This is a genomic window from Planktothrix sp. PLAVEN19ND (genome assembly GCF_057220675.1).
Window position 1 is genome coordinate 4,027,994 of sequence record NZ_CM170132.1, and the last position, 14,461, is coordinate 4,042,454.

Sequence of the window (14,461 nt, forward strand, 5' to 3'; positions counted from 1 at the left end):
TCTAAGAGTGCGTAGTGCTATAGGTTAATATCAATTTATGCTATCTTGAGCAAAAAGTCCATGGTATTGGAAAGGCAAGTCCAGTTAATGTCGTCTTGATTACATTAGGGCATCAAAAATTAGATGTTATAGAACAGGATCATATTGATAAAATACCTAAAAGTCTATTGCCTCTTGCCTTTTATAAGAAAATTTTTAACACAAGTTTAATAGGATTACTCTATATGTCTCTCACGGAAGAAATTTTATCTCAAATTCATGGAAATCCTTTCAAGAGTCTACAAAAAGTAGATGAACTTTGGACGGAGTTAAAAAACAATACTCTCCCCCTTCCTCATACCATTAAACAGGATGATCAATCCTTGGAAAGTCTGGATTATGATGTAGTTATTTGTGGGGGAACTCTGGGAATTTTAATCGGTGCTACCTTAGTGATGAAAGGGTGGCGAGTGGCATTAATTGAACGGGGAAAACTCCAAGGACGGGAACAGGAATGGAATATTTCCAGGAAGGAATTAGAGGTTTTTATCGAATTAAATTTATTATCAGAAGTAGAATTAAAAACAGCGATCTCTACGGAATATAACCCCGCTCGTTTAAGTTTTCCTAATAGTGATGATATTTGGGTTAAAAATGTTCTTAATATTGGAGTTGACCCAGTTTATTTATTAGAAACACTCAAAACTAAATTTTTAGAAGCCGGAGGAATATTATTAGAAAATACGGCTTATCAAGGATCTATTATTCATCCTAATGGGGTAGAAATCGTTAACTCCTCTCACCTTGTAGCAGAGGGGTCAGAAACGATCAAAACCCGTTTATTAATAGATGCAATGGGTCATTTTTCCCCCCTAGTTCGACAAGCTAGACAAGGAAAAAAACCCGATGCGGTTTGTTTAGTGGTGGGAACCTGTGCGACGGGATATCCTAATAATCAAACGGGGGATATTTTTGCCTCATTTACTCCTTTAAAAAATCAATGTCAATATTTTTGGGAAGCGTTTCCAGCCAGGGATGGAAGAACAACTTATTTATTTACTTATTTAGATGCTAACCCCCAACGGTTTAGTTTAGAATCTTTGTTTGAAGACTATTTTAAACTTTTACCCGAATATCAACAGATTGAGTTAAATCAATTAACCTTTAAACGGGCGTTATTTGGTTTCTTTCCCTGTTATAAAGATAGTCCGTTAAAAATGCCCTGGAATCGTGTTTTGGCGGTGGGGGATAGTAGCGGAAATCAATCTCCTTTAAGTTTTGGGGGATTTGGGGCGATGGTACGTCACTTACAACGGTTAACGGATGGAATTGATCACGCCTTAACCACCGATCAATTAAGTCAAAATGCCTTATCTTTATTGCAACCCTATCAGCCCAGTTTGTCCGTAACTTGGTTATTTCAAAGGTCGATGAGTGTGGGAATTCAACAAACAATTAACCCCGAACAAATTAATCAATTATTAACTACCGTATTTCAAGGAATGGAACAATTGGGAGAACCAATTTTAAAGCCATTTTTACAAGATGTGGTACAGTTTTCTGCTTTAACTAAAACCCTATCAAAAACAGCAATGACTCATCCTGATTTAATTTTTAAAATTATTCCCCAGGTGGGGTTAATGAGTTTAATAGATTGGACAATTCACTACTGGAATTTGGGGCTTTATACGGGTTTATATCCTTTAGGAAAAACCCTAGAACCGATGTTTAAGAAATTACCCCTTTCTTCTCAATACTATTATTATCGTTGGTTAGAGGCTTGGAAATATGGTTCGGGACAGGATTATGAGTAGGAGTAATTCATGAATATCAGTGTCAACTTAACGCCAAAAGCCTTGAAATAAATTTCAGGCTAAAAGCCCAAACCCGTTAAAACGGGTTAATAAAGACCAGTGTTGAGTCATCTTTAGATGCCGATCGCTTTTAGCCCGAACTTGAGTTCAGGGCATTAATTATTTAAGTTAACACCAATGATTCAGGAATTACCCCTACATCTAAAATGAGTTAAATAACTCCTAAACTGGATAATCCTAAAATCACACCCGCCCCTAAAACATGACCAAAACTTGTGGTTGCTAAAACCGCAGGTAAGCCAAAACCACCAAACAGATTGGGTGAGGGTAATTGAGGGCCAGCATTAGGCTGTTGGATGGAGAATTTACCAATGGCGATCGCCACAATATTACACACAATCATCACAATAGCGATGGTAGGACTCCAGGCGTGAGTAACGGGGGTAGCGACGGTGGCGGCTAACAACATCATGGAATGATCTCCTAAAATTTTTTAAACTGTACTCAAGGAAAATTAATCGTTATAGCTAAGATGTTGTACCAAACAAAGGCAATTGATTTTCGCCCTTGTAGCAATACTTAACATTTTTCGACTAAAATTGCTATCCTAGTTGAAAGAAACAGCCCAACTCACCAAACCCCCAATTTTAATATGACTGAACCGCAAACCCGCATCTGTATCCTTGGTGGAGGCTTTGGTGGACTGTACACCGCCTTACGTTTGAGTCAACTTCCTTGGCAAAAATCGGAACAACCGGAAATTGTTCTGGTGGATCAAAATGACCATTTTTTGTTTTTACCTCTGCTGTATGAATTGCTGACCAATGAACTGCAAACCTGGGAAATTGCTCCCGCATTTGAAGACCTATTAAAAGATACTAAGGTGCAATTTTGTCAAGGAGTGGTTAGTGAAATTGAGATCGATAGTAAACAGGTTAAACTAGAAGATAATACCGTTATTTCCTATGATTATTTGGTTTTGGCAATGGGAGGAGAAACACCTTTAGATTTAGTTCCTGGGGCGAAAGAATATGCCATTCCCTTCCGAACTATTGCCGATGCTTATCGTTTAGAAGAACAGTTGCGACGATTAGAAACCTTAGATCAAGATAAAATTAGAATAGCCATTGTAGGTGGCGGTTATAGTGGGGTGGAACTCGCCTGTAAATTAGCTGATCGCCTGGGAACAAAAGGACGGATTAGAATTATTGAACAAGCGGAAGAAATCTTAAAAACCTCTCCTGAATTTAATCAAGAATCGGCTAGAAATGCCTTATTAAATCGCCAGGTTTGGATCGATTTAGAAACCACTGTGGCGACGGTTGCAGGAAATAAAATTTCCCTAGAATATCGAGGTGAAATTGATGAAATTCCAGTGGATTTAGTATTATGGACGGTGGGAACCCAGGTGTCTCCGGTGGTGCGATCACTGCCTTTAAAACACAATCAACGGGGTCAAATTGTCACCACATCAACCTTACAAGTAATTGATCATCCTGAAATTTTTGCATTAGGAGATTTAGCAGAATCTCAAGACGCTGATGGTCAAAAAGTTCCGACCACAGCCCAAGCCGCTTTTCAACAAGCCGATTATACCGGATGGAATCTTTGGGCGTTATTAACAGGAAGACCCTTATTACCCTTCCGATATATTAATTTAGGGGAAATAATGACATTAGGAACTGATAACGCCACCTTAACAGGTTTAGGGATCAAATTAGACGGTCAATTTGCCCATTTAACCCGTCGTTTAATCTATTTATATCGCTTCCCCACCTTTGACCATCAAATTCGGGTGGCGTTTAATTGGATAACCCGACCCTTGCAGGATTTATTAATTTCAATTGATCAAAAAATGGAAGATAGAGAATAAGTATCAAGTCTCCACTGTTAACCTGACTTTTGACTCACTAATTATGACTAACCCGCAAAATTCTACAATTGAAAAACCCCGTGTCATTTTTTTAGATGCCGTTGGGACGTTATTTGGTGTGCGTCAGAGTGTGGGGGAAGCCTACCGTATCATAGCAAAACAATTTGGGGTCAATGCTGAAGCTGAAATTTTGGATAAAGTGTTTTTTAACTGTTTTTTAGCGGCTCCGAGTATGGCATTTCCGGGGGTTGATCCCAGTGAAATTCCCCCCTTAGAATTTGAATGGTGGAAAGCGATCGCTGAACAAACCTTTAAAACCGTTGGACTCTATAATAACTTTACAGATTTTTCTGCCTTCTTTCAAGCTCTATATCATTATTTTGAAACCGAAAAACCTTGGTTTGTTTATCCCGATGTTCTCCCTAAATTAAAAGATTGGCAAGAGCAAGGGATAGAATTAGGAGTATTATCTAATTTTGATTCCCGATTATATCCAGTTTTAGATGCTTTAAATTTAGCTGAATTTTTTCAAACCGTGACCATTTCCACAGAAGTAGGAGCCGCCAAACCCAGTTCGGAAATCTTCCAAATTGCCTTAACCAAACATCAATGTTTACCCCAAGAGACTTGGCATATTGGTGATAGTTTTAAAGCCGATTATCAAGGTGCAAAAGCCCTAGGAATACGAGGCATTTTAGTCCATCGAGACGAATCCCCAAAAGGGATTTTAGATGAATTTGAAAGTTTAGAACAAATTCCGATATTCTAAAGTAGAGACGAGCCACGGCGCGTCTGTCTACAGGACACAGGAGTTACAAAAACAGTGGAGCACCTTCGGAAACCCCCAGAAGAACCCCGTTCATTGCCGGACTGTTCATGGCCCCTGTGGCCCGTTGTCCCCATTTATCCCTACGGTCAGCGACGCACCCTCCGCCGGGAAGTCATTCCCCATACCCTTTGGACATTTGAGCAGGTGCAGGGGATTCTGTATGTGGTGGTGCCCATTCGGATGACCGTGGTAAGACTAGAACAGGGGGGTTTGTTGGTTTATGCTCCCGTGGCTCCCACCTCCGAATGTCTGAATTTAATCAGAGAATTAATCGTAGAATATGGCGATGTAAAATATATTATTCTACCTACGATTTCAGGAGTTGAACATAAGGTATTTGTTGGCCCCTTTGCCCGAAAATTTCCCAACGCCCAAGTTTTTGTTGCCCCCGGACAGTGGAGTTTTCCGATTAATTTACCCCTAAGTTGGTTAGGTTTACCTGCAAAACGCACCCATATTCTGCCCCAGGATAGTCGCAATACACCCTTTGCCGATGAATTTGACTATAAAATTTTAGGGCCCTTAGCGTTAGGAATTGGACGGTTTGCCGAGGTAGTTTTTTTACATAAGCGATCGCATACCCTATTAGTAACCGATACCATTGTTTCCATTCCTAACACCCCTCCGGCCATTGTACAACTCGATCCCTATCCCCTACTATTCCACGCCAAAGATGATACTTTTCATAAAGTAGAAGATACAGAAATTACCCGTCGCCGAGGATGGCAGAGAATCTCGTTATTTTCCTTTTATTTTCGTCCGAGTGTTTTAGATACGATAGAGTTGGGGGATGCGGTGCGGGAATCGTGGCAAGCACCCGACCGTTCTAAAAAAGCCTATTTTGGAATTTATCCGTTTAAATGGAAACCCAATTGGCAAGAAACCTTTGAAGCATTAAGCAGAAATGGGCAGTTATTTGTGGCTCCCATTTTACAAACTTTAATTTTAAATCGCGCCCCAGAAGAAACCTTAAATTGGGCAAATCAAGTTTCTAAATGGGAGTTTAACCGGATTATTCCTTGTCATTTTGATTCCCCGATTATGGCAACACCGGAGCAATTTCGCCAGGCATTTAGTTTTTTAGAAAAAAATAGTCATTATGATTTATTGCCCGAATCAGAGTTTGAGTTACTGTTAGAAATTAATCATCTTTTAAATAAATTTAAGATTACACCACCCTCTAAACCTAAAGTTTAAGGAGAAAAACCCCAAGAACTTCGGCCATCTCCAGGGTTTGGGGGTTTGGATGACTTAATATTTTGTGATCATAATTGGGAACACTGGGCATCCCCATTACCCATTACCCTGTTACTGAGCGAAGTCGAAGTATTACCCATTACCCATTCGTAATTCGTAATTCCCCATTCCCCATTCCCCGACTGCCAATGAGTTTGAAGGTTGATCCCAACCAAAAAAGAAAGCCACAGTCACTAAAGAATAGTGGCTGTGGCTAGATCAGTTATCAGTTATCAGTTATTTTTGATTATAACAGCGATCGCAAAATTTTTCTACCCCCTGGGATAAATATTCTGGCGGGCGTCGGACTCGATAACCTCAAGGACGGCAAAAGGTAATGGAAACTGGCAAGAAAGACCAGGAGAAAATTCCCTACCCTTGAGGGTAAATCCCGAACCCGAATCTGGCTGAAGCAAAATTAAAAAAACGTTACAGTATAGGTAAAGTTGCAGAAAAACTCCCACAATCAAGGAAGTACAGAGCCTCTGTTGTCTTCCTCAAGAGAATTTTCCAGTTTCGATGTCCTAAAAAAATGAGATGTGATTTATGTTCAAAAAACTTTTAAAACCCTTAGCTATCTTTAGCTTAGTTGCTGTTTTATTTTTTAGTCAAGTCGATGGTGTATTAGCCGCTAGAAGCGGGGGACGCATCGGGGGAGGCTCCTTTAGATCCTCTCCCAGTCGCAGTTATAATCCCAGTCCTGGCCGTTCTGGAGGGGGTTACTACGGCGGAGGCGGTTTTGGATTTCCTTTCCTCATCCCCTTCTTTGGCTTTGGTGGGGGTGGGTTATTTTCCCTCCTAATTTTTATGGCGCTCGCCGGGTTCATCTTCAATAGTATCCGGTCGGCCATCGGACAAGGACAGGATGAACCGGGATATGGCAGTAACCCGACGGTTTCTGTGGCCCGTTTGCAAGTGGGGTTACTGGCCCAAGCTCGAAATTTACAAGGGGATTTAGACCGCATGGCCCAAACCGCCGATACGGGTTCCGCCGCCGGTCGCGCCCAAGTTTTGCAGGAAGCCACCTTAGCCCTGTTACGCCATCCTGAATATTGGGCCTATGGGTCTGCGGAGTCGGAACAAACGGGCATGAATTCGGCTGAAGCTAAATTCAATCAATGGGCTTTAGCCGAACGGAGTAAATTTGCTGAAGAAACCCTGTCTAATGTTAATAATCAGTTAATTGGTGGGGTAGCCCCTTCTTTGCCGGGAAATCAGGGAACCTTAGTCAGTCAAACGGGAGATTTAACCACCACGGACAACGAATATATTGTGGTGACATTGGTGGTAGGAACTTTGGGAAAAATTCAACTTCCTAAAGTAAATAGTCCTGAAACATTACGTCAAGCATTAAGTCGTTTAGGTTCCGTTGGTAGTGAACAATTATTGGCTGTAGAAATTCTCTGGACACCTCAAGCTAGTGGGGATACCCTCAGCACCGACGATATGTTGGCTTATTATCCTGATTTAACCTTGGTTTAAGCTTTCGGGTGGCGTAAGCCACCTTTTTAAGTCTTAAATAATATAGCAATCCTAAATAGGTTGTAACATTTTAATACTGATATGAAAGAGCTAGAAGTATTATTTCTGTTCCCTGTTCCCTGTTCCCTTGCCATCTCTAGCACTAATTTAAGGATTTCATATTAGAATTTACAATTGTAGAGATATTCATATTTATTATGTAGATAATGAAGAAACGGATCGATTTTCAAAGGGGAACCCGTGACCTGTTCAATTAATTCCTGGGTTGTGAATTTTCGGCCATGTTGATGAATATTTTGTTGCAACCATTCTAACAGCCGCTTCACACTGCCCCGTTCAATTTCAAAGGGAATTTCAGGATCGAGATGTATAGCAGTATTATAAATTTGAGCCGCCATTAAATTCCCTAACGTATAACTCTGGAACATTCCACCAATTAATCCAATATACCAGTGCACATCCTGTAAAACCCCTTCCAAATCTGTTTTCGGAATAACACCTAAATCATTTCTATACCGTTCATTCCAAGCTTCTGGTAAATCGGAAATGGCTAATTTTCCCTCCAACATCGCTAACTCTAAATCAAAGCGAATCATAATATGTAAATTGTAAGTAACTTCATCTGCATCGGTACGAATTAAAGAGGGAGTTACCTGATTAATGGCTTGATAAAATTGATTTGTTGTTACCTGTCCTAACTGCCGCATAAACACCCCCTGTAATCGAGGATAACACCATTCCCAAAACCCTCGACTGCGACCGATGACATTTTCCCATAAACGAGCTTGACTTTCATGCAAACCCGAGGAAGCCCCCCCCGCTAAAGGAGTTCCTTCTAACTCCGGTGCAATTCCTTGTTCATAGAGGGCATGACCCGCTTCATGAATGGTACTAAATAGGGCCTGTCCCAGATGGTGTTCATAAACACGGGTGGTAATCCTCACGTCATTAATTGAGAATTTCGTCATAAACGGATGCAGGGTTTTGTCTTGGCGTCCTCGATTTAAGTCATAACCCAAAGCCTGAATTACCCCAAGACTAAACTTGATTTGTTCTTTAGGAGAGAAATCTTGATGTAAACAAGAGTTATTTAACGGAACACAATTGCCGAGAGTTTCCACGATCATCACTAATTGCTCACGCAGAGGTTCAAATAGCGATCGCACCTTCGCCACCGTCATCCCCTGATCCTGTTGATCAATTAAAGGATCGGCAATGTGTTCATACCAGGGGAAACACCTGGCATATTCCTGACTCAATTCTAAAGTGGTTTTTAAATAAGGCTGAACAATAGCAAAACTTTGGGCTTCCCTTGCTTTAGCCCAGGCATCATAGCAGGCGGATTGATGCTGGGATATCTGTGCCATCAGTTTTGAAGGAACCTGCACCGCCCGCCGATAATCTCGACGGGTGACCCGGATTAAACTGGCTTCGAGGGAGGAATAGGGACGGTTAGCCTCCTCAGTCCGTAAATCCTCTAAAAGTTCTCCCAAAACGGGATCAATGAATTTTTCATGGGCGAGGCGGCGTAAGGTCGCCATTTGTCGCCCCCTGGCCTGAGCACCACCAGGTGGCATATAGGTGGCTTGATCCCAATGCAATAGGGAAATTGCCGATTTAATATCGTTAATTTCCGTGAGGCGATTAAGCAGTTCTGTGAATTTGGGGTTGGGACAGGAAGAAACGGACATGAGGAAACGCAGGGGGAGCAGGGGAGGTAGGGGGGCAGGGGGAGCAGGGGAGGTAGGGGGAGCAGGGGGAGCAGGGGAGGTAGGGGGAGCAGGGGGAGCAGGGGGAGTAGGGGGAGCAGGGGGAGCAGGGGGAGTAGGGGGAGCAGGGGGAGCAGGGGGGGCAGGGGAGGTAGGGGGGGTAGGGGGAGCACCAAGCAGTGCGAGCGTCCTCGCTCGCTGAATATCACCCAAAACCCATTCGTAATTACCCATTACCCATTACCCATTACCTATTCGTAATTCGTAATTCGTAATTCGTAATTCGTAATTCCCCATCTTCAGTTAAACCGTTACTCCTCGGGTACTCAGAACTTCTTGTAATTGAGCTTCTTCATCTTTAGTTAAAGAAGTTCTTAACACCGTTCCACCATAGGGGGCAATTTCTTCTAAGACTTTATCGGGGGTGACTTTCCGCACTAATACAAAGAGGGCAGAGGTTCTCGGTTGTAAGGTTTCCCCAAGGGATTTCATGAATTTATCATCGACCCCAATATCACTTAAGGCGCCACTGGCGGCTCCAGCAGCGGCTCCCACGGCGGCACCTAACAAGGGGCTAAGGAATAAGGTTCCAATTAATAAACCCCAAAACCCGCCACTGACTGCACCCGCAGTGGTTAAATCAATGGCTTGGTTGAGTTTAATTTTTCCTTCAGCATTTTTGACGATCACCGCCGCGTCTTCTAATTCGATTAAATGTTCTTTTTGTAATTTAATCAAAGTCATACGGACTTCTTCGGCTTTGTATTCGTCGTCGTAGGCGATCGCAATTAAATCACTCATGGTAGATCAATCATAAAATTTGTCCTTAGAATCCTACCACAAAATTATTAACTAAATCCCCGCCCCATTCAGAAATTCCTCAATGACTTCGTTAATATCAAAACTAGCGATCGCTTCATCTTCTTCTTGACTATTATCAATTTCAGCAATCGGGCTTAAAGCCTTTAAACTTGACAATTCCTGTTCTAAGATTTTAATTCGTTCAAACAAATTCCGAATCACCATAGCTTCAGGATCGGGTAAACGGTCGGATAATTGTAAATCCTCAGTTTCCTTAGCATTGCGGGTAATCCGCCCGGGAATACCTACAACGGTACAATGACTGGGAACATCCCGCAACACCACCGAGCCCGCACCAATGCGAACATGATCACCGATATAGAGATTGCCTAATAATTTAGCACCTGCCCCCACCATGACATGATCACCTAAAGTCGGATGTCGTTTGCCTTTTTCCTTCCCCGTGCCACCCAAAGTTACCCCCTGATAAATCAGGGCATAATCTCCGACAATAGCGGTTTCGCCGATCACAACTCCCATACCGTGATCAATAAAAACTCCTTTTCCCATCTTAGCCCCGGGATGAATTTCAATACCCGTAAACCAACGGCTAAGTTGAGACAGAAAACGGGGCAAAAATGGAACTCCCCAGCGATGTAATCGGTGAGCAATTCGATGCCACCAAATCGCTTGTAATCCAGGATAACAAAACAGTACCTCTAGCCAATTGCGAGCGGCGGGATCTCGTTGGTAAATTGTTTGTAAATCCGTCATTAATACTCGGAAAAAATTAGTGCTTTCGGGGTGAAAACGGTTTTCCGGTAAAGAGGAATTATCAAAATTTGGGCTATTCTGATTGCTTTGAGCAACTTCAGCCGGGGCCTGATGATGGTTCGACAAACTACGGTTAGACATGGCGTTTAATCAGTAATCAGTTGTAGGGGCGGGTTCATCAAGATTTAGATGATTAACTCATATCTAAAAGAACCCGCCCGTAACATTTGTAGGGGCGGGTTCATCGAGATTTAGATGATTAACTCATATCTAAAAGAACCCGCCCGTACCAGTAATCAGTTATCAGTGGTTAGACGTGTCAAGGGCGCAGCGATGCCGATCACTTGCTGTTGGCACGTCTCTATATTAATTAATGTCAACGAAAACGGATGGTGCGTAAGACATCTATCAGAGTGTCAATTTCTGCAAAAGTGTTATAGAAGGCGAGGGACGGTCGAACTGTACCCGTTAAACCATAGCGTTGCATGGTGGGTTGGGCGCAATGGTGACCTGCCCGCACCGCAATTCCTTCTTGGGCGAGGCGTTGCCCCACCTGTTCCACGGGAATATCATCGAGGATAAACGATAGTACACTGACTTTATGGGGGGCCGTACCGATTTGACGCAAACCCGGAATTTCCCCTAGGCGTTTTGTGGCATAACAGGTGAGTTGGTGTTCATACCGTTCGATATTGTGCATTCCCAGACGGCTAATATAATCAATTGCCGCCCCGAGTCCCACCGCATCCGCAATATTGGGAGTTCCCGCTTCAAATTTAGCCGGAGGGTCGCTGTAGACCGTTTTCTCAAAGCTGACACTGCGAATCATACTGCCACCGCCCTGCCAAGGAGGAAGATCTTCGAGGATTTCCCGTTTGATATAGATCGCCCCAATACCCGTCGGTGCAAACAGTTTATGACCGGAAAGGGTATAAAAGTCACAATTCAAGTCTTGAACGTTCACCGGGGTATGGGACACGGCCTGAGCGCCATCTACCAACACCCGAACCCCATGGCGGTGAGCCACTTCCGTCATTTCCCGCACGGGTAGAATGGTTCCCAAGGCGTTAGATACCTGGGTAATTCCCACTAAGCGAGTCCGAGGAGTGAGAAGTTGAGCGTATTCTTCTAACAGAATTTCACCACTATCACTGACCGGAATTACTTTGATCACGGCTCCGGTTTCCTGGGCTAACATCTGCCAGGGGACAATATTAGCGTGATGTTCTAGGGTGGAAAGCAGAATTTCATCTCCTTTGCCAATGTATTTGCGACCATAGGTTTGAGCTACTAAATTGATCGCTTCGGTTGTTCCTCTAGCAAAGATAATCTCCGAGGCAGAACTCGCTCCTAAAAACCGTTGTACCTTCTCTCGGGCGGCTTCATAGGCATCCGTTGCCCGGGCTGCTAGGGTATGGGCGGCGCGGTGAATATTGGAGTTGTCTCGCTGATAGAACCGCGATAAACTATCAATAACGCTTTGGGGCTTTTGAGTGGTAGCCGCGTTGTCCATCCAGATCAGGGGTTTACCGTTGACGTTCTGGTGCAAGATGGGAAAGTCTTGGCGAATTGCCTGCACGTCAAAGATTTCCCCTGATTCTAAGCCTAGGTTATCTACCGTTGGAGTCGATAGAAAGTAGAAGGATGGCTGAGATGGTTCCTGGGCAGGAGGCAGACTATTCCGAGATTTAATCTCCGTAAATACCTGTTTTAAATCCAAATCGCTGAACGGTGCGAGGGCTTGTGGCTTGGGAGGAGTAGGAATACTAGGATCGGGTTGTGCGATCGCCGACAAGGATGGAATCTCAGTTCCGACGGATTCCGGTGGGGCAAAGGCTTGTTTGAGACTGGCTGCGAGTTCCGTAGGCAATAGAGCCGCTGCAAACTGTTTTGCTATCTGGGTTAAGGCTTCTTCACTCACAACTTGGCTCGGAGCAGCACTTCCCAGGAACAGCACACCACTGGCATCCGCCCCCCGGCTTTCCGGTTGTGGCAAAGGGGGATGGGTGAGAATTGCCGACTGAGACGGAGTTACAGGGGCAATACTGTTTTCAATGGGTAGGGCGGTATAAAACTGATTTGCCAACGTCGCCACACTGAGGAGGTCAAACGGCGGATTCCCCTCGGTGGGTTCGGGCAAATAATCGAGGTTTTCGCCCTTAGACCCTGGCATATTCGTACTCATGATAGTATCCCACTTCGACGTTTTCCAGAACGGCCACCGCATCGTCGGTTAAGACCGCGCAGGAGAAATATAAGGTCAGGAGGTAAGAGGCTAAGGATTGGGAGTCAATCCCCATAAACCGCACGGACAGGCTAGGGAGTTGTTCACCCGGAATGCCGATTTTATGCAAACCGACTACGCCTTGTTCTTTTTCACCGACTCGTACTAACAGAATACTGGTTTTCCCGGGGCCTTGTTGGTTGCCGTTATAGCTTTTAACTTCTAATTTGTCGCAGGGAACTAAGGGCACACCTCGCCAGGTCAGGAAGGGCGATCCGAATAAATTAATACTCACCGGTGGTACACCCCGACGAGTGCATTCCCGCCCAAAGGCTGCGATCGCCCGGGGATGGGCCAGGAAGAAGGAGGGTTTTTTCCAAACCCGTGCTAACAATTCATCCAGGTCATCGGGAGTCGGAACATCATAGCGAGGTTGAATCCGCATTAGGGGGGAAATGGAGTTGAGTAGGCCAAAGTTGGGGTTATTGATGATTTCCCATTCTTGACGCTCTTTTAAATTCTCGACAGTGAGGCGAATTTGTTCCCGCAGTTGGTCGATGGGTTCATTATAAATGTCGGTGACATGGGTATGAACCCGCAGGATATTCTGGAGAAGGCTCAGATCGTATTCTCGCGGCTCGATTTCATAGTCAATATAGGAAGCGGGTAATTCGATTTCTCCTTGATAATCGGAGGCTACCGGAATTTTTTCTTCGCCATAGAGATTAACCACGGATTTTAACCGAGTTTGTTCTTCTAGGGCTTTTTGCAGCGTTGGCCGAATTTCTGGGGACTGACTGAGAATTTCGTCTAGGGCGGGTTTGGAAAGGGCCAGTAAACGGCAAGGAGTGATCGTGCGGATCGTGGAATTACTGATCACTTCCGGGGCTAAACCCACTGCTCCAAAGTAGTCTCCGGCACTCAGAACCGCAATTCGCAGGTTTTCACCTTCATCACCGGAGGTGGAAACTTCTAATTTCCCCTGAACAACGATATAGAATTTTTCCCCAGGTTGACCCTGTTGGATAATGGTTTGATCGATATCAAAGGCTTCGCTTTGAAAACGGTTAGCGATCGTCGCTGCGTCTGAAGGATCGAGGACGGATAACATTGGAATGGTTCGCAATTCTTCAGGGGAAATACTCGAATGTCCGTTATTATTAATGACGCGAACTTTGGGGGTGGGTTTAAGCACAACTTTGGTGCGATTCACCCGGTAGGTTCCCGATTGCACTTGCACCCAAGGCAGAAAATGTAATAGCCACCGAGGAGTAATTCCGGCCATTTGAGGCACGGTATTGGTGGTAATTGCTAGATTGCGGGCGGCTTTTGTATCGATGCTTCGCCCCTGACGGGTTTCGTTCGTTTTGATTGTTACCATAATAAGTGACTGTTTTTTGAGTAACAAAAGTTTCCAAAAATCTGCCTAAAACTTGATGTTTACAGGTGTGTTTTTGTTCGGAAACTCTTTATTGTTTTTTCTGACAACTAACAGCTTATAGCAAATAATCTAAATTAATCATCATAATTATCTATTAATAAAAATCAAACCATTCATAGCTTTTATTTGAAATATAATATTAAAAAAAATTACGATTGTATCGAGGAATGCAAAGCCTTGCTAAATAGGCTTTTTGGCAGTAAAAACTGACTAATTATACGGGTTTTACCCTGATTAAATAAATCTAGTGTATCCTTCCCAACTTTTTACTTCATTCCCATCGGATTATGATAGTTTGT

At 43.7% G+C, this 14,461-nt stretch carries 11 protein-coding genes; 5 read left to right on the forward strand and 6 right to left on the reverse strand.

Features of this window, described 5'->3' with window-relative positions; genetic code table 11:
- Window positions 1–224: 224 nt before the first annotated feature.
- Window positions 225–1,793 carry an NAD(P)/FAD-dependent oxidoreductase gene (locus AC2D3N_RS17245; protein ID WP_079678392.1) on the forward strand — a complete coding sequence of 523 codons (1,569 nt, stop codon included), beginning with the start codon at window positions 225–227 and terminating at the stop codon, window positions 1,791–1,793.
- A 211-nt stretch (window positions 1,794–2,004) separates the two neighbouring features.
- On the opposite strand, the gene psaK is transcribed toward AC2D3N_RS17245, so the two are convergent.
- The gene (gene psaK / locus AC2D3N_RS17250) at window positions 2,005–2,265 is read right to left on the reverse strand and encodes a photosystem I reaction center subunit PsaK (RefSeq protein WP_445260731.1); all 261 of its coding nucleotides are present in this window, start codon (window positions 2,263–2,265) and stop codon (window positions 2,005–2,007) included.
- A gap of 180 nt (window positions 2,266–2,445) precedes the next feature.
- Here psaK and AC2D3N_RS17255 point away from each other — a divergent pair, with 180 nt between their 5' ends.
- From AC2D3N_RS17255 to AC2D3N_RS17270, 4 genes are all read left to right on the forward strand, one after another.
- Window positions 2,446–3,666, forward strand: coding sequence for an NAD(P)/FAD-dependent oxidoreductase (locus AC2D3N_RS17255; RefSeq protein WP_079678391.1), 1,221 nt, complete (start codon window positions 2,446–2,448; stop codon window positions 3,664–3,666).
- Window positions 3,667–3,709: 43 nt separating this feature from the next.
- On the forward strand, window positions 3,710–4,435 hold the full coding sequence (locus tag AC2D3N_RS17260; RefSeq protein WP_484691608.1) for an HAD-IA family hydrolase: 726 nt from the start codon (window positions 3,710–3,712) through the stop codon (window positions 4,433–4,435).
- A 54-nt stretch (window positions 4,436–4,489) separates the two neighbouring features.
- A complete protein-coding gene (locus AC2D3N_RS17265; protein ID WP_484691609.1) occupies window positions 4,490–5,692 on the forward strand; it encodes a DUF4336 domain-containing protein in 1,203 nt (400 codons plus the stop codon).
- Window positions 5,693–6,277: 585 nt separating this feature from the next.
- On the forward strand, window positions 6,278–7,213 hold the full coding sequence (locus AC2D3N_RS17270) for a DUF1517 domain-containing protein (RefSeq protein ID WP_484691610.1): 936 nt from the start codon (window positions 6,278–6,280) through the stop codon (window positions 7,211–7,213).
- A gap of 161 nt (window positions 7,214–7,374) precedes the next feature.
- Here the strand turns inward: AC2D3N_RS17270 and AC2D3N_RS17275 are convergent, their stop codons facing one another.
- The 5 genes from AC2D3N_RS17275 to AC2D3N_RS17295 form a co-directional block, all read right to left on the reverse strand.
- Window positions 7,375–8,904, reverse strand: coding sequence for a carboxypeptidase M32 (locus AC2D3N_RS17275; RefSeq protein ID WP_484691611.1), 1,530 nt, complete (start codon window positions 8,902–8,904; stop codon window positions 7,375–7,377).
- Between the two features lie 321 nt (window positions 8,905–9,225).
- Window positions 9,226–9,723, reverse strand: a complete 498-nt coding sequence (locus AC2D3N_RS17280) for a DUF1269 domain-containing protein (RefSeq protein ID WP_079678387.1) — start codon at window positions 9,721–9,723, stop codon at window positions 9,226–9,228.
- Window positions 9,724–9,774: 51 nt separating this feature from the next.
- Window positions 9,775–10,497 (reverse strand): serine O-acetyltransferase, encoded by a 723-nt coding sequence (cysE, locus tag AC2D3N_RS17285; protein ID WP_234996661.1) that lies wholly within the window; start codon window positions 10,495–10,497, stop codon window positions 9,775–9,777.
- A 376-nt stretch (window positions 10,498–10,873) separates the two neighbouring features.
- A complete protein-coding gene (locus tag AC2D3N_RS17290) occupies window positions 10,874–12,670 on the reverse strand; it encodes a SufS family cysteine desulfurase (protein WP_484691612.1) in 1,797 nt (598 codons plus the stop codon).
- Window positions 12,657–14,102: a family 2B encapsulin nanocompartment shell protein gene (locus AC2D3N_RS17295; RefSeq protein WP_079678384.1), complete on the reverse strand. Its 1,446-nt coding sequence runs from the start codon at window positions 14,100–14,102 to the stop codon at window positions 12,657–12,659. Before AC2D3N_RS17295 ends, AC2D3N_RS17290 begins: the two co-directional genes overlap by 14 nt.
- Window positions 14,103–14,461: the final 359 nt, after the last annotated feature.